Consider the following 21361-nt stretch of genomic DNA (forward strand, 5'->3'; position numbering starts at 1 on the left):
CCTTAAATCACGATCAGGTCGGCCTGCAGGGCACCGGCCTGCTTCAGCGCTTCCAGGATGGCCATCAGGTCGGACGGCGCCGCGCCCACCTGGTTAACTGCACGCACGATTTCGTCGAGGGTGGTGCCAGGGCCGAACTTGAACATCGGCTTGGCTTCTTCCTCGGCGTTCACCTTCGAGCGCGGCACTACTGCGGTCTGGCCACCGGAGAAGGCTTCCGGCTGGCTGACGATAGGGTCTTCGGTAATGGTCACGGTAAGGCTGCCATGGGTCACGGCAGCCGGCTGCACCTTCACGTTCTGGCCGATGACGATGGTGCCGGTACGCGAGTTGATGATGACCTTGGCCACGGCCTGGCCCGCCTCGATTTCCAGGTTCTCGATCACCGAGAGATAGTCCACGCGCTGGTTCGGATCGAGCGGCGCACTGACCCGTACCGAACCGCCATCGACCGCCTGGGCAACGCCCGGGCCGAGCAGTTCGTTGAGCTTGTCGACGATGTTCTTCGCTGTGGTGAAGTCCGGGCGATTGAGGTTCAGGGTGAGGAAGTTGCCCTGCTCGAAGCCACTCGGCACCGGACGCTCCACGGTGGCGCCGGAAGGAATGCGCCCGGAGGACGGAACGTTGACGGTGATCTTCGAGCCGTCGCTGCCCTCGGCGTCGAAGCCGCCCACCACCAGGTTGCCCTGGGCAATGGCGTAGACATTGCCGTCGATACCCTTGAGCGGTGACATCAGCAGGCTGCCGCCGCGCAGGCTCTTGGCGTTGCCGATGGAGGAAATGGTCACGTCGATGGTCTGACCCGGCTTGGCGAAGGGCGGCAGGTCCGCGTGGATGGACACCGCCGCGACGTTCTTCAGCTGCACGTTGCCGACGTTGGCCGGGACCTTGATGCCGAACTGCGCCAGCATGTTGTTGAAGGTCTGCAGGGTGAACGGCGTCTGGGTGGTCTGGTCACCTGTGCCGTTCAGGCCCACCACCAGGCCGTAGCCGATCAGCTGGTTGGTCCGCACACCCTGGATGCTCGCCAGGTCCTTCAGGCGCTCGGCCTGGGCAAGGCCGGCAACCAACAGCAGGCAGAGAGCGGAAATCAGTCGCTTCATGGTCGGTCTCATCAGAACGGGAACAGCGGGCTCATGAAGAACCGGTCGAACCAGCCCGGCTGGCTGGCGTCGGCGAAGGCGCCGGTACCGGAGTAGGTGATGCGCGCATCGGCCACACGGGTGGACGGCACGGTGTTATCGGTGCCAATGTCATCGGCGCGGACCATGCCGGCAATGCGCACCAGCTCGTCGCCGGTGTTCAAGGTCAACCACTTCTCGCCGCGAACCGCAAGGATGCCGTTGGGCAGGACTTCGGACACGGTGACGGTGATGGAACCTGACAGGCTGTTGCTCTGCCCTGCCTTGGAATCACCCTTGGTATCGCGGGTGGCGTTGTACTCCGCATCCAGGGACAGTCGTGCGGCATCCAGCGGATTGAGGCCGCCATTGGGGTTGTTCACCGAGACGCCACCACCGAACAGCGAAGTCAGGCCGATGTTGGCGTTGCTGTCCTTCTGGATCTGCGAGTTGGCGTTCTTGCTGGCCTGGGTGCGCTCGTTGAGGGTGATGGTGATGATGTCACCCACACGATAGGCCTTGCGGTCGTCGTAGAGGTTGGTCTCGAAACCGGCCTGGTAGATGGCGCCGTTGCTCTGCGCGGCAGGCAGCGGAGTGCGCGGCAGCACGGGCGCGTAATAGGGATCGTTCGGTCGCGGCGCAGGTTGCACGCAGCCCTGGATGAGGGTGATGCCGAGCAGCGGGAGGAGAATGATCAGCCGGTTCATGACAACTACCTCAGGGCGTTACAGGTTCTGCGTGACGAAAGCGAGCATCTGGTCGGCTGTGGAGATGACCTTGGAGTTCATCTCGTAGGCACGCTGGGTGGTGATCATGTTCACCAGTTCCTCGACCACGCTGACGTTGGAGTTCTCCAGGGTGTTCTGCTGCACCACGCCCAGGCCGGTCAGACCCGGCGTACCGACCTGCGGCGCGCCACTGGCGGCAGTCTCCAGGTACAGGTTGTTGCCGATGGATTGCAGGCCGCCGTAGTTGACGAAGTCGGCGGTCTGGATATTGCCGATTACCTGGGCAGCGGGGTTGCCGGTGGTGGTCACGGAGACGGTGCCGTCTTCGCCGACGGTGAAGGTCTGCACTTCGGCGGGCAGGACGATGGCCGGCTCCAGGGCGAAGCCCTGGGAGGTGACGATCTGGCCGTCGGAGTTCAGGTGGAAGCTGCCATCGCGGGTATAGGCGACGGTGCCATCGGGCATCAGCACCTGGAAGAAGCCGCGACCGTTGATGGCCATGTCCAGCGGCTGCTCGGTGGTTTGCAGGCTGCCCTGGGTGAAGATCTTCTGGGTGCCGGCGATGCGCACACCGGTACCCAGTTGCAGGCCGGTCGGCAGTTCGCTGTCCTGGCTGGTCTGGCCACCCGGCTGGCGACGGATCTGGTACAGGAGGTCCTCGAACTCTGCGCGATCGCGCTTGAAGCCCGTGGTCGAAACGTTCGCCAGGTTGTTGGAAATGGTGGTCAGGTTCATGTCCTGGGCGGACAGGCCGGTCTTGCTGACCCAGAGTGCCGGAAGCATTTTCTTCTCCTCGGGCGCCGGAAACATGGCGCCGCGTACTGGTGATTAGCTGAACTGCAAGACCCGCGCCATTGCCGACGAATTGTCTTCGGCAGTACGCATCATCTTCACGGAAAGCTCGAACTGGCGGGACAGAGACAGGATCGCGGTCATCTCTTCCACGGCATTGACGTTGCTGGCTTCGATAAAGCCGGAGGTCACGCGGACATTGGCGTCGGCTTGCACCGCCTGCTGCGGGTCCTTGACGCGGATCAAGCCGTCGGCGCCCTTCTCCAGCTGCTTGGGATCGGGATTGACCAGTTTGATGCGATCCACCTCGGCCACCACGTTAGGGGCTTCACCCAGGGCACGGATGCTGATGGTGCCGTCCTGGCCGATCTCGACTTTCTGCTCCGGCGGAATGGCGATGGGACCGGCATTGCCCATGACCGGCAAACCATTGCCGGTGCGAAGCTGGCCAAGGGCATCGATCTGCAGGCTGGCGGTGCGCACATAGGCTTCACTGCCGTCGGGGGCTTGCACGGCAACCCAGCCCTCCCCTTCGATGGCCACATCCAGGTCGCGACCGGTTTCCTGCAAGGCACCAGGCGTGAAGTCGGTGCCGGGACGCTCGGTCATGGCATAGACCCGCGACGGGAAGCTGTCGCCGAACACAGGCATGGAACGCGCCTGTTCGAAGTCGCGGCGGAAACCGGAAGTCGAGATGTTCGCCAGGTTATTGGCATGAGCGCGCTGGGCCAGGCTGTTCTGGCTGGCTCCGCTCATTGCGACATAAAGCATCTTGTCCATGAATCTCTCCGAGTGGGCGTTGCCGCCCTTGGCGCTGTGCAAGCTATCCAGCAAGCCGCGTGCCAAACCCGAAAATCACGAGCAAGCAATTGACAAATAAGGGTTTTTTTAAAAAAGAAAAGGCCCCTTACAGGGCCTTGTCAAAGCGCCGGCGGCGAGGGGCTGCCGCCAACGGCAAGGGGAATTGCCGCCAGTAGGAGCGGGCTTGCCCGCGAATGGGCAAACCTTCGCGAGCAAGCTCGCCCCTACAACAGCAGTTCATCAGCGCAGGTTGATGATGGTCTGGGTTACAGCGTCTTCCGTCTGGATGGTCTTGGCGTTCGCCTGGTAGTTGCGCTGGGCCACGATCAGGTTCACCAACTGGTCCGACAACTCGACGTTGGAGTCTTCCAGGGCACCGGCCTGAAGGGCACCCAGGGTGCCGGAGCGCGGCGTACCAACCACCGGCTCGCCGGATTCGAACGACTGCACCCAGCCGGTCTTGCCTACCGGGCTCAGGCCCTGGACGTTGGCGAAGTTGGCGAGGATCACCTGGCCCTGCACTTTGGACTGGCCATTGGTGTAGCGAGCGAAGATCACGCCGGTATCGTCGATTTCCAGACCGGCCAGTTGGCCGGTGGTATAGCCGTCCTGGCTGATGCTGTTCACCGCGAAAGCGCTGGAGTACTGGGAGGAGCCGCGAATGTCGATGCCGATGCCGCCGGCGTTGGCGGTGGCGCCGTTGGCCGACCAGTTGGCCGGCGTGCCGCCATCGGAAACCGCAGGTACCCAGTCATCCAGGTTCATCAACCCGGTAGCGGGGTCGTAGTTCAGCTCGCCACCTGCCGCCATGCCGGCAGTGTTCAGGCTGCCGTCGGCATTGAACAGCAGGTTGGTGGTGTGCGGGTCTGTGCTGGTCGGGTTGGATGGGTTACGGCCATCCACCAGCACGGCCATGGTCCAGTTGTTGGTCACCGGCGGCGTCGCGGCCGGGTCGGAGTTGTTGATGAAGTACTGGGTCATGACATGGGCATTGCCCTGGGAGTCATAGATGTTGACCGAGGTGGACGAGGTGTAGGTCGTCGGATCGCTCGGATCGAACGGGGTATTGGTCGGCGCCTTGGTGGTGGAGTTCAGGTTGAACTTCTGGGCGACCTGGGTAGTGGCCTTGGGTGCCTGGTTGGCGGTCTGGATCTGCAGGTCGCTGACCACGCCGTTCTGCACGTTGCCATTGCCGTCGATGCCATAACCCTGCAGGCGGTAGCCGAAGTTGTTGACGATGTAGCCATTGCGGTCGGTCCCGAAGTAGCCGGCGCGGGTGTAGCTGACTTCACCGTTGTTGCTGGTCTGGAAGAAGCCGTTGCCGTTGATGGCCAGGTCCAGGGCGTTCTGGGTGTAGTTGATGTTGCCCTGGTTGAACAGCTGGGACACATCACCCAGCAGCACGCCGCTACCCTGGGCGTTCTTGCCAGTGCCAAGCACCGAAGCGGCGTAGACGTCAGCGAACTCCGCTCGGGACTGTTTGAAGCCAGCTGTGCCGGCGTTGGCGATGTTGTTACCGGTGACGTTGAGGTCGCTGGTCGCTGCACGCAGGCCGCTGAGACCGATGTTGAACGCCATTTAAATCTCCTTTGCCGGTGCTTCCCGGCGCTCTGAACCGGGAAGTTACTGACCGATGACCTGGACCTTGGAGAGGCCGACGCTGCCGATACCCGCAAGGTTGAGCATCAGTTCGCCGCCATTCTGGCCCAGGGTGACGCTGTCGACGTTAGCCGGCAGCATGGTGTAGAGGGCTTTGGTCTCGCTGCCGTACTGGGCCTGGGCTTCGAACTTGTAGGTGCCGGGCGGCATGACCTTGCCGCTGGAGTCCTTGCCGTCCCACATGAAGCTCACGCTGCCGGCCGGCTGCTCTCCGAGGTTGACGCGGTTCACCAAGGTGCCGGCGCTGTCGTAGACGTTGACCCAGACGTTGCTGCTGGAAATGGGCAGGTTGGCGCTGGCCTTGAAGGTCTCACTGGTGTCCACCACCGCCTTCTCGCTCGGCACGATCACCTTGCGGCCCACCAGCGAAGAAGCCTGCAGAGCCTGGGAAGACTGGTAGCCGGACAGCAGCGAACCCATGCTGGTGTTGAGCTTCTCGATGCCTTCCACCTGGCTGAACTGCGCCAGTTGGGCGATGAACTCGCCGTTCTCCTGGGGAGACAGCGGATCCTGGTTGTTCAACTGAGCGACCAGCAGCTCGAGGAACTCGTTCTTGCCGAGGTCCTTACTCTTGGTTTCGCTCTTGATGGCGTACTGATCGAGAAACGACTGGCCATCGGTGGACGCTACGTTGCTGACACTCATGCTGTTCCCTCGCGCGCTATCACTGACCCAGGGTCAGCACTTTCTGCATCATCTGTTTGGCGGTGTTCATCATTTCCACGTTGGTCTGGAAGGACCGGCTGGCGGAAATCATGTCGGCCATTTCTTCGACCACGTTCACATTCGGGTAATAGACGTAGCCATCCGCGTTGGCCGCCGGGTGGTTCGGCTCGTAGCGCGGGGTCAGGGTGCTCTGGTCCTCGATCACGCCGAGCACCTGCACGCCAGCGCCGGACTGGTCCTGGTCGGCGAACAGCGAGCCACGGTCGCCGTTGCCCAGGCTGTCCTGGAACATGGTGGCGAACACCGGATGGCGGGCGCGGTAGGTCTGGTCGAGGCTGGAGGAAACCGTTTCGGCGTTGGCGATGTTGCTGGAGATGGTGTTCAGCCGAGTGTTCTGAGCACTCATGCCGGTGCCGGCGATATTGAAGATGCTGGACAGTGACATGGCTTGGCTCTCCGTTATTCGCCGCGCAGGGCGCCGATCAGCCCTTTGAACTTGCTGTTGAGGAAGGTGAAGCTGGCCTGGAACTGCATGGCGTTCTCGGTGTAGTTCGACTGTTCCAGCTGGGCGTCGACGGTGTTCTGGTCGACGGCCGCCTGGAAGGGAATGCGGTACTTCAGCGAGGCGTCAGCCATGTCGAAACCTTCGGCGACGATGTGGCGCTCGCTGGTCCGGGCGGCCTGGAAGCTGCCGTGGGCGGCCTTCTCCGACTGCTGGGCCAGCACGCTGGCGAAGTCCAGGTCACGAGCCTTGTAGTTCGGGGTGTCGGCGTTGGCGATGTTGTTGGCCAGCACCTCGCCACGCTGAGCGCGGAAGCTGAGGGCTTGCTGATGGATGCCGAGGGCCTTTTCGAAGCTGATGCTCATGTCCGGAACCTTTGCCAGTGGCAATCTGGTTTGCTTGCCATACATTCAGCAAAGGCCGTGCCAAACTATTTTTCCCTTTATTTTCAATTACTTGATTTAAAAATGAGCGGCAAAAAGCGGCAATGGACGCTGGACGGGCGGCAAAGCGGCAAGGGCAACTTGCCGCTGGTTGCCGCTTTGCCGGGGGCATCCGGCGATAGAACCGGTAGGAGCGAGCTTGCTCGTGAATGAGCACGCCCGCTACTTTCGCGAGCAGAGCTCGCCCCTACAAAAAGAGTTCAGCGCAGAAAGAAGAAGGCCGCCCTCGGGCGGCCTTGGTGCTCTCAGTGCTCTCAACGAGTCAGTGGATACAGCCTGTCGTCGAACTGGTCCAGCCGGGGAAACCGGAGCGGTACGTCCTGATCCAGCCCCTGCAACCGATCCTGATAGGCGCGCAGAAAATCCTGGCGCGCATCGCTGCTGATGTAGGGCACGTGCCACGCCACGAAAGGTGGCAGAACTTCCAGGCCGACATAGGCCAGGGTGCCACGTAGCAACGGCCGCAGCATGTCCTCCAGCGGACCGTGGATGGCGCCCTCACCGAACATGTGTTCGCGGCCGCCCAGGGTCAGCGTCACCAGCGCCTTCTTGCCGGCCAGGCCGCCCTGATCGTAGAAACGCTTGCCGCCGTAGCAGACGCCGGATACCAGCACCCGGTCGATCCAGCCTTTGAGAATGGCCGGAACCGAGAACCAGTAGAGCGGGAAGTTGAGTATCAGCAGGTCGGCCCAGAGCAGCTTGTCGAGTTCGCGCTGGATGTCCGGCGCGATATTGCCGGCCTTAACGCCTTCGCGTTGCTCCAGGGCATAGACCAAGTAATCGGGGTTCTGCCGCTCGCTGAAATCGGCGGCACTGGCGACCGGGTTCCAATCCAGCGCGTGGAGGTCGGACTGCCGGACTTCGTGCCCCTGCCCTTGCAGGGTTTCCACCGCCAGGTCGCGCAAGGCGCTGCAGAAGGACTGCGATTCCGGGTGGGCATGGACGATCAGGATCTTCATGGGTGTTCCTTATGGGACGGTCCGTCGGTTGGTGCAGAGCGTAGCGAAGCCCAACAATCAGGGATTCGGTGCGTAGCGCCAAGCATCATTCACAGGGTTTTGCGCTGTTCAATCAGCTCGGCCGCGCAGCGGGCAATGCGACGGCAGGCCTCTTGCAGCGGCTCGCTGCCCAGCACCAGCCCCAGGCGGATATGCCCGGCCGCGCTAGGTCCGAATGCTTCACCCGCCAGAACCGAAACGCCATGGTTGTCCAGCAGTCGGTCGGCGAATTCCTGGGCGGACAACCCGGTCGGGCGGATATCCACCATCACGAACATGCCGCCGTCCGGTTTCAGCGCGCGCAGGCCGGGGCAGCCTTCCAGGCTCGCGCACACCAGATCGCGTCGCTGGCGATAGGCCTCGCGCATGGCTTCCAGCTCGGGCAGGCGAGTGTCCAGTGCGACGCAAGCCGCATCCTGAACGAAGTCAGGCGAGCCGTAGAGCATGCACAGGGCGAGGTTTTCCAGGTGCCCGGACAGCTCCTTCGAACCCACGACCCAGCCCACCCGCCATCCGGTCATGGCGTGGGACTTGGACAGGCTGTTGATGGTGGCGGTGCGTTCCGCCATTCCTGGCAGGCTGGCCGGGCTGATGTGCTGGCCCTCGAAGAGCAGTTCGCTGTAGACCTCGTCGGAGATCATCCAGAGATCATGGGCAATGCAGAGCTCGGCCAGGGCTTCCCAGGTGGTGCGCGGCAAACTGGCACCGGACGGGTTGTGCGGGCTGTTCAGGGCCAGTGCCCGGGTGCGCGGGGTAATGGCGGCGGCGACATCCTCCGCCTGGATGCGGAAGCCGTTCTCCGAACGTACCGGTACCGGGACCACCTTCGCTCCACAGGCACCAAACACCGCTTCGTAGGTGACGTACATGGGCTCGGCGACTATGACCTCATCGCCCGGATTGAGCAGACACTGCACGACGCAGAACAACGCGCACTGCGCACCGGCCAGCACCACGACTTCGTCCGTGCCGACATTCTGCCCACTGCGCTGGTTGTGCCAGTCGGCGATACGCTGACGCAGGGTGATCTTGCCGCGCACGTCGGAGTAATGGGTGTTGCCATTGAGCAGGCTGTCGATGGCGGCCTGGACGATGGGCTGCGGCGTGTCGAAATCGGGATCGCCGACCGACAGCAGGAGAATGTCGTCGCCCCGGGCCTGGCGCTCCAGCGCACGGTAGTGAATGTTCCAGGCTGCCGCGCCATCGCCGGCGATACGTTGGGTGAGGTCGGAAAAGCGCATGGTTATCTCCTTGACCCAGGCTCAACGAGCACAGGCGTGTTTCAGTTCGATCAGGGTGACGCCGGGGTGGTCGAAGCCTGTGCGCAGGTCACGCTCCAGCTCGTCGAGGCTCCGCGGCTGCATCACCGTGCAACCGAAGGCCCGAGCGAGGGCGGCAAAATCGGGGTTGCGCGGCAGCACGCCCACCGGTTCGATGTCCAGGGCCTGCATGTCGTCGCGAATCTGGCCCAGGGCGTCGTTGTTCCACAGCAGCACCACCAGCGGGCTGTCGAGCTCTTCCGTCGCTGTGGCCAGTTCCTGCACGGTGTAGAGGAATCCGCCATCGCCAACGAGCACCAGGCCGGCCCGCTCTGGCGCACCGAACTTGGCGCCGATGCCGGCCGGCAGGCCGTAACCGAGCGTGCCGTAGCCCGTAGGGTGCAGCCAGCTGCGCGGCGCCCGGCTGGCGAATGCGTAGTTGCCGGTGTAGGCAAGCTGGGTCATGTCGGTGCTGATGAAGGCACTGGCCGGCAACGTGGCGGCAATGCGGTCGAGGATGGCTTGGTGAATACCCTGCAGAGGGGCGTGGCCATTGCGTATCGCCTCATGCAGGCGAGCTACGCGGGCGGCGGCTTCCTGCCCTGCCCTGCCTGCTTCGGGAATGCGTGCCAGCAGCGCCTCGAGCGACTGTCGGGCGTCGCCCCGAAGCGCCACGGCACAGGGGTAGAAATCATTGAACTTGCGCGGGTCGACATCGATTCGGATCAGTTCGCCGGACAGCGGCAGACGCTCACGCCAGAAGTCCGTATCAGCCATTTCGGTACCCACGGCCAGCACCAGGTCAGCCTCGGCGATCATTTCCCAACCGGGCGCCATGCAAAGGCTGGAACCGGCGTTGAGCGGAGCATCCGGCGGCAACAGCCCCTTGCCAGCCACGCTGGTGAATACGGGGGCAGCCAGACGTTCGCTGAATGCCTGCAGGGCGTCGACAGCCCCGAGGGCGCCACCACCCGCGATGATCATCGGTCGCTTGGCCATGGCCAGCCGCTTGGCCGCCGCATCCAGGGACGCGCTATCCGGCAAGCCACGGCCGGGGCGGCGTACCACCTCGGCGGTCCAGTCCCGTGCCACCGGGGCGGCCAGCACGTCGAGCGGTACGGAGATATGCACCGGGCGCGGACGTTCGCCGTCGAACACGGCATAGGCGCGCGCCACCAGTTCGGGCAGGTCTTCCGGAGTCAGGGCCACGGCCGAGAAAGCGGTGATGGGGGTGGTAATGGCGCGCTGGTCCTGGGTTTCGTGCAGGCAGCCCCAGCCTTTGCCGAGGCTCGCCGTGTGGTTGACGCTAGAGATCACCAGCATCGGGATCGAATCGGCGTAGGCCTGGCCGATGGGGGTAGCCGCATTGGTCACGCCGGGACCGGTGATGATGAAGCAGACACCGGGTTTGCCACTGACCCGCGCATAGCCGTCAGCCATGAAACCGGCACCCTGCTCGTGCCGGGTCAGCACGTGCCGGATGCCACTGCCGGGCAAGCCGCGGTACAACTCCAAGGTATGGACGCCGGGGATACCGAACACGGTATCCACGCCATAGTTGGCCAGGAGGCGAACCAGGGCCTGGCCGCCGGTGAGGCTATTCTGTTGTTGCATGTGGTATTCCCTCGAATCGATGCCAAGACCTGTAGGAGCCAGCTTGCTGGCGAAACTCTCGTGCTCCGCCGCTCGCGAGCAAGCTCGCTCCTACAGGGGGGGGATGTCATTCCGCGATACGGATCAGTGCATCCACCGCCACGGCGCCTTCCGCGCAGACCAGCAGTGGATTCACGTCCAGCTCCAGCAAGCGTCCGGCGTTCTCGCAGGCGTAATCCGCCACAGCGCGAATGGCGGCCACCATCACCTCCAGGTCGGCCACCGGCCGCCCACGGAAGCCGGTAAGCAGCGGCGCGCTACGCAAGCTCAACAGGGCATCGCGGATTGCCGCATCGTTGGTGGGCAGCAGCAGGCTGCGGCTGTCCTTGAGCAACTCGACGAGAATGCCACCGGCGCCGATCACCAAAGCCAGGCCGAAACCTTCTTCGCGTTTGACGCCCACAATCATCTCCGCCAGAGGCGGTGCGGCCATGCGCTCCAGCAATACCTGGTCGAAGGCCACGCCCGGTGCATAGGCGGCAATACGTTGCCGCATCTCGCCCAGGGCCTGGTCCAGGGACTCGGCGTCGCGCAGGTTGAGCGCAACCGCGCCGGCTTCGGTCTTGTGCGGCAAATGGGCGCTGACGGCTTTCAGTACCAGCGGATAGCCAAGCCTCCCGGCATCCTCCAGCGCCCGCTCAGGAGTACTCAGCAGCGCCTGCGGCACCGGGAGGCCGAAAGTGCGCAGGGCTTGCTTGGATTGCCACTCGTCGAGCAATTCGCCCTCTGCCACAGGAGCCGGGCTCAGGGGCACCAGGGCCGACTCACCTCGCGCCAGCAATCGGTCGCGGCGCTGCCGGTAGGTGGCGATGCGGCCCCAGGCGGCCAACCCATCTTCCACCCCTTGCAGGGCGGCCACGCCACGAGCATGCAGGTATTCACGGGCATGGGGCGGCAGCAGTTCGGGCAAGGCCGAAGCGATGAAGCCAGTCTTGCCGTGACGCGCGAGGGCGTCGCAGTAGAGCTCCAGCAGCAGGTCGCACTGAGGGCGCTCTCCGGTATCTTCGCCCGGGTAGTCGAGCACAAGCAGCGCGGCGTCGGCGGGACTGTCCATAGCGCTGTCGAGCATGCGCGCCAGTGCAGCACCATCGCCCCAGATGGCAGTGGTGAAGTCCAATGGGTTGGCGATGTTGGCGTAAGCCGGCAGGACCTGCGCCAGCTCGCGACATTGACCGTCGTCCAGCTTCGGCAATTGCAGACCGTTGAGTTCGGCGTAGTCGGCGATCAGCCCGGCATCGCCGCCGGAACAGGCCAGGGCGATCAGGCCGGGACCGCTTGGCAGCTTGCCGCAGGCCGCAGCCTTGAGGGTTTCCATGAAACTCACCGGGCCACTGACACGAATCACTCCGAGACGCTCGAAGAGGCTGTCGTACAACGTATCGGAGCCAGCCAGGGAGCTGGTGTGGCTGAGGGCGAGTTCAGCGCCGATCTGCGACACGCCGGTCTTCAGGGCGATGATCGGGATGCCCTTCTCCAACGCCTTGTGCGCCGCGCGGGCAAAGCCCGGTACGTTCTTCAAGCCCTCGAGGTGCAGACCGATGGCTGTGACGCGGGGTTCATCCAACAGCACATCCATCAGTTCGGCCACGCCCAGTTGGGCCTGATTGCCCACAGAGGCCATGTAGGCCACGGGCAGGGAGCGGTCACTCATGGACAGGTTGTAGGCGAAGTTGCCACTCTGCGTGAGCACCGCCACGCCCTTCTCCACCAGTTGGCCGCCATGGGCTACTGGCCAGAGAGCCGCGCCATGCAGGTAGTCCAGCAGGCCGTAGCAGTTCGGGCCGAGCAGCGCCATTTCGCCGGCCGCCGCAAGCAGTTGTGCCTGCAGGGCCTGGCCTTCGGCACCGGTTTCGGCAAAGCCGGAGGCGTAGCAGATGGCGCCTCCCGCTCCCTTTGCGGCAAGCGCGGCAACGCTGTCCAGGGTCTGCTCGCGGTTGGTGGCGATGAACACCGCATCCGGCCCGCAGGGCAGTTCGGCGACACTGGCCACGCAATTCACGCCTTCCAGTTCGGCGTGCTGGGGATTGACCAGCCACATCTGGCCGGCAAAGCCGCCCTCGGCGCAGCGCTTGAGCGCACGGGCCATGCTGCGACCGCCGATGAAGGCCAGATGCCGGGGCGCCAGCAGGCGCTTGAGGTTGTCTCTATTCATGTCAGTTCTCGGCTTGGGACTTGGCAGGATTTCCCTCAACCCCTGCCCCGCTCCGCACCCCGGCGCGATCGCTTCGAGATCAATCGCTCATCGACACCGAAGGGAGCGGGGAGCTGAGGCGTCAGCGCAGCAGCGGCCGCAGCAGTTCGCGGGAAATGATGTGGCGCTGGATTTCCGAGGTGCCTTCCCAGATTCGCTCGATCCGGGCGTTGCGCCAGATGCGCTCCACCGGACCTTCATCCATCAGGCCCATGCCGCCGAAGATCTGCACGGTCTCGTCGGCCACCTTGCCCAGCACTTCGCTGGCGAACAGCTTGGCCATGCCGGCCTCGCCGTCAGTCATGCTGCCCTGGTCCATTTTCCACGCGGTGTGCAGGGTCATCAGCTCGGCCGCGCGAATTTGCGTGGCCATGTCCGCGAGCTTGAAGGAGATGCCCTGGTAAGTACCTATGGGCTGGCCGAACTGTTTGCGGTCGGCGGCCCATTGCAACGACAGATCGAGGGCGCGTTGAGCCTGGCCAACACAATTTGCCGCCACCATTACACGGCCGGCGGTGAGCCAGGCGTTGGCCACTTCCCAACCCTTGTCCACTTCGCCAAGGACCTTGGAGGCCGGCACGCGGCAGTCATCGAAGAAGATTTCGTAGGTGTGATAGCCCTTGTTGCTGACACACCGGGGACCACGGCGCACGGTCATGCCGGGAGTGCCCTTGTCCACCAGGAAGGCAGTGACGGCATTACGCTTCTTGCCGTTGCGCTCGTAGGTGTCGGTGACGGCGAAAACGATGGCGAAGTCGGCATGACCGGCGTGACTGATGAAGTGCTTCGCACCGTTCAGGATGAAGTCGTCGCCATCGCGCACTGCGCGGGTCTTGATGGAGTTGGCGTCGGACCCGGCACCCGGTTCGGTCAGGGCGAAGCAGTCGATCTTTTCTCCCTGGATGCAGGGCAGCAAGTACTGCTCGATCTGCTCGCCCTTGCAGGCCATGAGGATCTTCGAAGGCCGCGCGACGAACACATGCAACGCCCAGGACACCTTGGACAGCTCGCGCTCGACCAAAGCCTGGGACAGGTAGTCGAGTCCGCCTCCACCTACCTCTTCCGGCATGTTGAAGGCATAGAAGCCGGCGGCCAGCGCCTTGCCGCGAATCTGCGCAGCCAGCTCCGGGGAGACGGCGTCGGCGCGGTCCACTTCCTCTTCATACGGCAACAGTTCCTTCTCGACGAAGCTCTTCACCGCCTCGACGAGCATTTCCTGTTCCTGGGTCAGTTTGAAATCCATGGGAGTCACCTGCCCGCGCTTAGCGGCCTTTGAATTGAGGGGAGCGTTTCTCGGCCACGGCGCGCAGCGCTTCGGCGGCGTCTTCGCTGCGGCCACACAGCAAGCCGGCAGCCTGTTCGGCTTCCAGTTGCTGGGCGAGGCTACGGCTGGCGCCATCACGAATCAGCGCCTTGGCCTGGGCAAAGGCGAAGGTGGGACCAACTGCCAGGCGCGCAGCCAGCTCACCGGCGACAGCCTGCAGTTGCTCGTCGGCGCAGACTTCACCTACCAGCCCTGCCGACAGCGCGCGGTCGGCACTCCAGAGTTCATCGAGGAACAGCAGGCGCTTGGCCTGTTCGGCGCCAATCAGGCGCGGAAGGTGCCAACTGGCCCCCGCATCCGGCGAATAGGCCATGCCGGTGTAGCCAGCCTTGAAGCGCGCCGAGGCGGCGGCAACGCGAAGGTCGCAGCACAGCGCGAGGTCCATCCCCGCGCCGACGGCGGTTCCATTGATGGCGGCGATGGTAGGTTTGGCCAGGCCATGCAGCCGGCTCATCAGGGCGTGGGCTGTTTCGGTCCAGCCATAGGTTTCCAACTCGCCGCGGGCTTCCGCGTCGGCCCATTCGGCAAGATCGGCGCCAGCGCAGAAACTGCGCCCTTCTCCGGTCAGCATCACAACGCGCACGGCCGGATCGACTTCATGGGCAGCAAGCAGTTCAAGCAGGGCGTTCAGGGTGGGAATGTCCAGCGCATTGCGCTGTTGGGGGCGGTTCAGGGTGATCCGGGCGACACCGGCTTCGACCTGGCTGAGCAAGGTGGTCATCGCAACCCTCGTCTTGTTGTGATTGGTGGTGAGGAATTCAGGACGATCCTAAACGAGTGTTCAGGAAGCCGGCAATCCCGCCCAAATGGGGTATGTAACGTCGAAGCCATACACCTAAGTGTTTGTTTTAAATTGATTTAGCCCGGAGAGAAACGTAACGGGAGCGACGGTTGTTACATCTTTGAACAACTCGAAACCGACAATCCTTTCCCTCAAAATGGGCAGGAAGCTCGAGCTGAGGATTGGCCCCCTCCCCCAGAGGGAGAGGGGGCAGTCCGTGTGAGGTTGAAGATTTGCACGCTTTCTGTAGGCGCGAAGTCATTCGCCAATAGCGCGCGAGGACGTTACACCGCAGGAGCAACCATCGCCCGGCGCTGACGCTTGAATTGCAGGAAGTAGTAGACGGCGTAGCAGATACCGACGAAGCCGAAGCCCCAGTAAAGCGACGGCCGTTGTGTCGGGTCCATTGCCAGGAAGACGAACAGCGAGCTGCACAGCAGGATGCAGGCCAGAGGCAGGATGGGATACAGGGGCGCTGCGTACTTCAGGTCCTGAACGGTACCGCCGGCCTTGTAGTGCGCGCGGCGGAAACGGTACTGCGCCAGAGCGATGACGATCCAGGTCACGGTGCCGGCCATGCCGCTGACGGCCATCAGCACCATGAACAGGGTGTCGGCGGCTACGACGCTGGTCAGCAGCGACAGCAGTGCGAAGCACAAGGTGATGCAGAGGGCACGCAGCGGTACACCGCGCTTGCTGAGTGTTGCCAGGCTACGCGGCGCCATTTCGGTTTTGGACATGGCCCAGAGAATCCGGGTTGAAGCATAGAGACCTGAGTTTCCCACCGAGAGGATGGCGGTGAGGATGACGAAGTTCATCAGGTCGGCTGCAAACGGAATTCCGACCATATCGAACACCTGGACGAACGGACTTTCCATCAGGCCCGCCTCCTGCCAGGGAACGATGGCCGAAAGCACCACGATGGCCAGCACATAGAAGATCAGCACGCGAAACACTACGTTGCGCACAGCGCGCGGAATGCTTTTCTCCGGCTGATCCGTCTCACCGGCGGCCACACCCATGATCTCGCACCCCTGGAAGGCATAAACCACCGCCATCATCACGGCGAACACCGCAGAAAGGCCGTTGGGGAACAGGGTGTCACCGATCAGGTTGGAGAACTTCGGCGCCGGTTCGCCACTGGCTAGCGGCAGGCCGCCGAAGATTGCCAGGAGGCCGACGACGATGAAGCCGAGAATGGCCGCCACCTTGATTCCAGAGAACCAGTACTCCGCCTCGCCAAAGGCGCGAGTGGCCAGGGCATTCAGGGAGAACAGCACCACCACGAACAGTGCCGACCAGTACCAGATGGGGACTTCGGGGAACCAGCGCGTCATCAGCATGCCGGCTGCGGTGAATTCCAGGCCAACCGTGGTGGCCCAACTCATCCAGTAGACCCAGCCGATCATGAAGCCGGTACCGGGACCGATGTAACGGGTGGCATGGGCCTGGAAAGAGCCGGATACCGGCATCTGTACCGAGAGCTCACCGAGGCAGACCATCACCAGGTACATCAGCAGGCCGGCTACCAGGTAGGCCAGCACCGCGCCTGCGGGGCCGCCCTGGTGGATGGTGATGCCCGAGCCCATGAACAGGCCAGTGCCGATCACCCCACCGAGGGACAGCATGAAGATATGGCGGCTTTTCAGCGCGCGGGTGAGCTGGATGCGTTCTTCAGACATGGCGCACCTCGGTGAAGGTACGACGGGAGAGGCGGGCTTTGCTGGTCATTATTCTTGTCTCCAATAGGCCACGAGGACCGCGTTGGACGCGGCTCGGACCGATTATTGGAAGGACTTGTAAGACGCCGTTGAATGCGGGGATCGAAATTGTAAAAAGTCGTAAGGAATTTGTTCGACGCTCACTAGGCGCGCTGCAATTGCTCGTCCAGCATCTGGACAGAGCGCGCCAGCAGCTCTTCCAGGCGCGGTGTCAGCGCAGGCAGGGCGAGCGCATCGCCGGCCTGCGCCAGGTCTTCCAGCTCTCGCAAGCAGCTCGCCAATGCACGTAGCCCGAGGGACTCACTGCTGCCGGCGAGGCGATGGGCGAGGTGCCCGACTTCGGCGCAATCCTGTGCCTCCAGAGCATCCAGCAAGCCGGTACGCTGTTCGTCGAGCATGCGTCGCAGCAGGACCAACAGCCCCTGGACCTTCTGCTCTCCGAGAAGGCCGCGATGGGTGTCCAGCAATTGCTGGTCCAGCAGCTCGTCACTCTCCACCTCTACGGCCACCGTTCCTGGCCTGGTCAGGGCACGGCGCAGGTCGTCGAGCTTCAACGGCTTGGCCAGCGCACCATCCATGCCGGCGTCCAGGCAGCTGCGCACCAGGGCCGGCTGCAGGCTGGCGGTAAAGGCGAGGATGCGGGTGCCCCGGTTGGCACCCTCGAAGTCGCCACGGATCAGCCGGCATAGCTCGGTGCCGGCCATGCCCGGCAGGTGAAGGTCCAGCAGGATCAGGTCGAAGCGTCGCTGCCGGCAAAGCTGCAAGGCCGGCTCGGCGTCCTCTGCCAAGGTGACGCTGTGGCCATCACGCTCCAGTAGCCCGGTCACGACTTCGCGGTTGAGGGCGACGTCCTCGACCACAAGCACATCCAGCGGCTGGCCCGGTGCCGTGATAGCCGGGATGCTGTTCTGATTTCGTGCGACTGGCAATGTCAGCTCGAACCAGAAACAGCTTCCCTCACCTTCCACGCTCTCGACACCGATACTGCCCCCCATCAACTCCACCAGACGCCTGCTGATGGCCAGCCCCAGGCCTGTGCCTCCGTAGCGTTGGGCGACAGCTTCGCTGGCCTGGGTGAAGCGCTCGAAGATTTTCTCCTGCATCTCAGGCGCGATGCCAATGCCATCGTCAGTGATGCTGATGCGCAGTCGTTGCCCATCGGGCTTCGACTCCAGCAGCCGCACATCCACCAGGATTTCCCCGTCCGTAGTGAACTTCACCGCATTGGCCAACAGATTGCTCAGCACTTGGCGCAGGAACTGTTCAGCGCCGTGGCAGCGCACCTGGACCCTCGGATCCAGGCGCGAACGAAGGATGGTGCCATTTGCACCGGCCCTGGGCTCCAGCAGGGTCAACACCTGGTCGAGCAGTTCCGGCAAGGAGAAGTCGACCCGCTCAGGCCTGCCCTCCCCTTCCTCCAGGCGGGCAAAATAGAGCACCTCATTGAGAATTGCCAGCAAGCCTTCCGCCGCCTTGTACAGGGCGTCCAGCCGCTTTCCGTCGCGCTCGTCCAGAGTAGCGCCACGCAGCAGCTCGGCCATGCCGAGGATGCCATTGAGGGGGGTGCGGATTTCGTGACTCATGGTGGCAAGAAAGCGCGACTTGGCGAGGTTGGCTGCCTCGGCATCTTCCTTGGCCCGTTGCAGGCTGGCAGTGCGCCGTTCCACCATGCCCTGCAAAGCGGCCCGATCCTCTTCGCGGCGCTGAATATCGTCGACAAAAGCCCGGCGCATGTCGTCGAGGGCCTGAGCGACCGTGTCGATCTCATCGGCGCCGCGCCCACCCCGGCGATCGAGGTGCAATGCCTCATGCCAGTCACCAGCGCCGATGCGCCGGGCGAAATCGGCCATGACCTGCAGATGGCGGGTGACCAGTCGATGGAACAGCCAGGACAGAGTTATCGCGAGACCACACAGGAAGACTCCCATCCACAGCAGGCTGGTGAGGCCAGTGGCATAAAGGCGCTGATAGACAGCCCCGAGGTCGATGGCGACTTCCAGTTCGCCCAACTGGCGTGGCTCGCCACTGGGCGGCTGGTAGGAAAGCGGAAAATGCTCGCGTCGCAGCGGACCGGTGGGGTCGCTGGCACCTTCCTGCAAATCGAAATCAGCGCTCGTCAGGCGAACCCTGGCGATATCGGGAAAGTCTGCCAGGCCGCGCAACTGCATCTTGAGCTGTTCCTGATTGAGATCCCAAAGGCTGCGCTCGAAGCTGGCCAAGTAGCCGACACGGATCAGATCCAGTCGCGCGTCGATGTCGCGCATCTCGCGGCGGTATTCCAAGTGCAGTTGCACTGCGCTGGCCACCAGCGTGAAGCACAGGCTGAACAACAGGATGAACAGCAGCAGCCGTCGCAGCAGGCCGCTGGCGGGTTTCGGCACGGTCATCGGCGCGACTCCGGCTGGGCGATCATGTCGCGGTAGGTGGCTTCGCTCTCCGCCAGCCAGCGCTCGATTTCACCGCTATCGGCCAGGTGCTGCAGCTCGCGGTCGATTTCCCCCATGCGCACCGCCAATGGGGAATGTCGTGACACCGCCAGACGCAGGTGGTCCACCGCCAGGGTCAGCGGCAGGGCCCGGATATCGCTGCCGCCTGGCAGGTGCTCGATATAGAGCAACCCGGTGCGCCGCTCATGGGGAATGAAGTCGATCCGGCCACGAATCAGCTTGCCGAAGTTCTGCTGGCTGTCGGACACCCATTCGATATTGCCAGCGCGGGCAACAGCCTGGTCGAACGCTTCGCCGTAGCTTTCACCAAACAGCAGACCTCCGCGATAGCGCGTGAGGTCTTCCAGCTTGTTCACCTCAAGCGGGCGCTGCCGGTTGTAGAACACCGCCACCTCCTCGCGCAGCACGGCGGTTTCGGCAAAGGCCAGCTCGGCCATACGCTCGGGCGTCCGGTACGCCAGCACCACATCCACACGTCCCTGCGCGGCATCCATCAGGCAGCGCTTCCAGTTACCCAGCACCACCATTTCCACGTCCAGGCCGAGTCTGGCGAACACTGCCTTGACCACTCTCGGCGCCAGGCCGCGTACCTGCTTGCCGTCGCTCCAGGAAATCGGCGGATAGACCGGATAGTCGCAGTAGCGCACGGCAGGCGCGGCATGGACGGTATTGCAGAGCATGAACAGCGCCAGCAGCCAGGTACGCGCCATGGATTCAGGCAGCGCTGGCCGTGGCGGTGAACAAATAACCCGTGCCGTGGATGGTGATGATCAGCTGCGGTTCAGCGGGATCGTCGCGCAGCTTGCGGCGCAGCCGCCCGACCAGCACATCGATGGAGCGGTCATTGGGTAGCCATTCGCGGTTGCGGATCTGGTCCATCAATTGGTCGCGGCTAAGGGTGTGCCCGGCATTGCGCAGGAACACGCTGAGCAACTGGAACTCGCCATGAGTTAGCAGGGTCTCGCTGCCGTCCTGATCGATCAGGCGGCGGCGGTCGTTGTCCAGCATCCAGTCGGCGAAACGCCGAAGCGGACTGCCGGGAACCGCAGCCGGTTGCTGGGCATGACGTACCCGACGCACCAGGTTCTTGGCGCGGGACACCAATTCACGGGGATTCAGGGGTTTGACCACGTAGTCGTCGGCGCCGCATTCAAGGCCGACGATACGATCGACTTCATCGTTGCGGCCAGTGATGAGGATGATGCCGACCTCGGAACGCACACGCAGTTCGCGGGTCAGGGTCAGGCCGTCCTTGCCGGGTAGGCGGATGTCGAGCATCACCAGGTCTACCGGGCTTTCCGCCAGCGAGGCTTCTGCCTGTTCGGCAGTGCTGGCGCAACGCACCTGGTAGCCCTCCTGGGCGAGGTAGGACTGGAGCAGTTCACGGATCAGCGGATCGTCGTCGACGATCAGCACACTGGGAGCCATTGCAAATGCCCTCCGCCGCCGCTGCTTGGCGGGGCGATCTTATTGTTGGAGTGGCTGGAGGTTATCGCCCGCTGAACGATCGATCAACAGCCGCCGACGGGACGCAGGAAGCGCTGCATGCCGCCAGCCTGGAGACCGTCGACCCACGCTTCGCAGATCTGCGCGCCTTGTGCCGGCGTAAAGGTGTGCGGGTTCAGCCCGGACTCCAGCCAGAGCCCATCGAGCAATGCACTGAGACTGATGGCGGCGAGCTCGGCGTCGAAACCCTGCCAGCCCTCCTCAAGTGCCAGTTCAGTGAGCACCTTGGCAAGAATGGCCCGGTACTCGCCATAGGACTGATCGTGAGCCTGATTGATGGCCTGGGCAGTCTTCACGGCTCCCCAGAAGGCCAGCCACGCCTCCAGCAGTTGGGGGTCCAACAGCTCTGCGCTGAAGGACGCCTGGAAGAACGCCGATAGTCGCGGCCGTGGACTGGGCGGAGCATCGTCGATGGCATCGCGCAGGAGCTTCATCACCCGTCCCGTGACAGCCAGGTAGGCCTCGGCGACCAGTTCGTCCTTGCTCGCGTAGTGGTGATTGATCAGCCCCACCGAGACACCGGCCTCGGCGCAGATCTTGCGGATGGAGGCCCCCTGGAAACCGTGGCGTTTCAGGCATATGAGGGTCGCTTCGATCAAGTGCGCCTTGCGCAACTCGGGGTCCAGGCGGGAGTAGCGCACATCCTGGGTCGTCATGCCGAAAGCTCCTTTGGTGGTCCGGCGAGTCGTAGAACCTGTTCAAGCTCTTGCGATGCGCGGCAGATCATGGACAGGTTCTGAACGACTGTACAGGAGGAAGTCGACCCCAC

At 63.5% G+C, this 21361-nt stretch carries 20 protein-coding genes; 1 reads left to right on the forward strand and 19 read right to left on the reverse strand.

What is annotated here, in order from left to right; genetic code table 11:
• Window positions 1-2 precede the first annotated feature (2 nt).
• The 8 genes from E8E75_RS25910 to flgB form a co-directional block, all read right to left on the reverse strand.
• Window positions 3-1103, reverse strand: a complete 1101-nt coding sequence (locus E8E75_RS25910; protein ID WP_120649915.1) for a flagellar basal body P-ring protein FlgI — start codon at window positions 1101-1103, stop codon at window positions 3-5.
• Between the two features lie 11 nt (window positions 1104-1114).
• Window positions 1115-1828: a flagellar basal body L-ring protein FlgH gene (gene flgH / locus E8E75_RS25915; RefSeq protein WP_120649914.1), complete on the reverse strand. Its 714-nt coding sequence runs from the start codon at window positions 1826-1828 to the stop codon at window positions 1115-1117.
• A gap of 18 nt (window positions 1829-1846) precedes the next feature.
• Window positions 1847-2632, reverse strand: a complete 786-nt coding sequence (gene flgG, locus E8E75_RS25920) for a flagellar basal-body rod protein FlgG (RefSeq protein ID WP_120649913.1) — start codon at window positions 2630-2632, stop codon at window positions 1847-1849.
• Between the two features lie 45 nt (window positions 2633-2677).
• Window positions 2678-3421 carry a flagellar basal-body rod protein FlgF gene (flgF, locus tag E8E75_RS25925; RefSeq protein ID WP_153917386.1) on the reverse strand — a complete coding sequence of 248 codons (744 nt, stop codon included), beginning with the start codon at window positions 3419-3421 and terminating at the stop codon, window positions 2678-2680.
• Between the two features lie 261 nt (window positions 3422-3682).
• A complete protein-coding gene (gene flgE, locus E8E75_RS25930; protein WP_153917384.1) occupies window positions 3683-5020 on the reverse strand; it encodes a flagellar hook protein FlgE in 1338 nt (445 codons plus the stop codon).
• Window positions 5021-5065: 45 nt separating this feature from the next.
• On the reverse strand, window positions 5066-5746 hold the full coding sequence (flgD, locus tag E8E75_RS25935; protein WP_120649910.1) for a flagellar hook assembly protein FlgD: 681 nt from the start codon (window positions 5744-5746) through the stop codon (window positions 5066-5068).
• Window positions 5747-5765: 19 nt separating this feature from the next.
• Window positions 5766-6212 carry a flagellar basal body rod protein FlgC gene (gene flgC / locus E8E75_RS25940; RefSeq protein WP_077521856.1) on the reverse strand — a complete coding sequence of 149 codons (447 nt, stop codon included), beginning with the start codon at window positions 6210-6212 and terminating at the stop codon, window positions 5766-5768.
• 14 nt (window positions 6213-6226) lie between these two features.
• Entirely contained in the window at window positions 6227-6634 is a 408-nt protein-coding gene (flgB, locus tag E8E75_RS25945; RefSeq protein ID WP_153917382.1) for a flagellar basal body rod protein FlgB, read from the reverse strand.
• A gap of 57 nt (window positions 6635-6691) precedes the next feature.
• Here flgB and E8E75_RS25950 point away from each other — a divergent pair, with 57 nt between their 5' ends.
• Window positions 6692-6865, forward strand: coding sequence for a hypothetical protein (locus E8E75_RS25950; protein ID WP_178123431.1), 174 nt, complete (start codon window positions 6692-6694; stop codon window positions 6863-6865).
• A 101-nt stretch (window positions 6866-6966) separates the two neighbouring features.
• Here E8E75_RS25950 and E8E75_RS25955 read toward each other — a convergent pair whose 3' ends face one another.
• From E8E75_RS25955 to E8E75_RS26005, 11 genes are all read right to left on the reverse strand, one after another.
• Window positions 6967-7671, reverse strand: a complete 705-nt coding sequence (locus E8E75_RS25955; RefSeq protein ID WP_120649908.1) for an NAD(P)H-dependent oxidoreductase — start codon at window positions 7669-7671, stop codon at window positions 6967-6969.
• A gap of 89 nt (window positions 7672-7760) precedes the next feature.
• Entirely contained in the window at window positions 7761-8951 is a 1191-nt protein-coding gene (locus tag E8E75_RS25960; RefSeq protein ID WP_153917378.1) for a pyridoxal phosphate-dependent aminotransferase, read from the reverse strand.
• A gap of 21 nt (window positions 8952-8972) precedes the next feature.
• Window positions 8973-10583, reverse strand: a complete 1611-nt coding sequence (locus E8E75_RS25965) for a 5-guanidino-2-oxopentanoate decarboxylase (protein WP_153917376.1) — start codon at window positions 10581-10583, stop codon at window positions 8973-8975.
• A 106-nt stretch (window positions 10584-10689) separates the two neighbouring features.
• Window positions 10690-12774, reverse strand: coding sequence for an acetate--CoA ligase family protein (locus E8E75_RS25970; protein WP_153917373.1), 2085 nt, complete (start codon window positions 12772-12774; stop codon window positions 10690-10692).
• Window positions 12775-12895: 121 nt separating this feature from the next.
• On the reverse strand, window positions 12896-14056 hold the full coding sequence (locus E8E75_RS25975; protein ID WP_120649904.1) for an acyl-CoA dehydrogenase family protein: 1161 nt from the start codon (window positions 14054-14056) through the stop codon (window positions 12896-12898).
• A gap of 19 nt (window positions 14057-14075) precedes the next feature.
• On the reverse strand, window positions 14076-14858 hold the full coding sequence (locus E8E75_RS25980) for an enoyl-CoA hydratase-related protein (RefSeq protein WP_153917371.1): 783 nt from the start codon (window positions 14856-14858) through the stop codon (window positions 14076-14078).
• A gap of 344 nt (window positions 14859-15202) precedes the next feature.
• Window positions 15203-16600, reverse strand: coding sequence for an amino acid permease (locus E8E75_RS25985; RefSeq protein WP_120649902.1), 1398 nt, complete (start codon window positions 16598-16600; stop codon window positions 15203-15205).
• Between the two features lie 182 nt (window positions 16601-16782).
• Window positions 16783-19026, reverse strand: a complete 2244-nt coding sequence (locus E8E75_RS25990) for an ATP-binding protein (RefSeq protein WP_153917369.1) — start codon at window positions 19024-19026, stop codon at window positions 16783-16785.
• The gene (locus tag E8E75_RS25995) at window positions 19023-19796 is read right to left on the reverse strand and encodes a transporter substrate-binding domain-containing protein (protein WP_120649900.1); all 774 of its coding nucleotides are present in this window, start codon (window positions 19794-19796) and stop codon (window positions 19023-19025) included. The genes E8E75_RS25990 and E8E75_RS25995 overlap by 4 nt, the downstream gene beginning before the upstream one ends.
• 4 nt (window positions 19797-19800) lie before the next feature.
• Window positions 19801-20514, reverse strand: a complete 714-nt coding sequence (locus E8E75_RS26000) for a response regulator (RefSeq protein ID WP_120649899.1) — start codon at window positions 20512-20514, stop codon at window positions 19801-19803.
• Between the two features lie 83 nt (window positions 20515-20597).
• Entirely contained in the window at window positions 20598-21248 is a 651-nt protein-coding gene (locus E8E75_RS26005) for a TetR family transcriptional regulator C-terminal domain-containing protein (RefSeq protein WP_120649898.1), read from the reverse strand.
• Between the last annotated feature and the right edge of the window lie 113 nt (window positions 21249-21361).

Origin of the sequence: Pseudomonas sp. BN606, from assembly GCF_029873115.1 — a bacterium.
Taxonomy (GTDB): Bacteria; Pseudomonadota; Gammaproteobacteria; order Pseudomonadales; family Pseudomonadaceae; genus Metapseudomonas.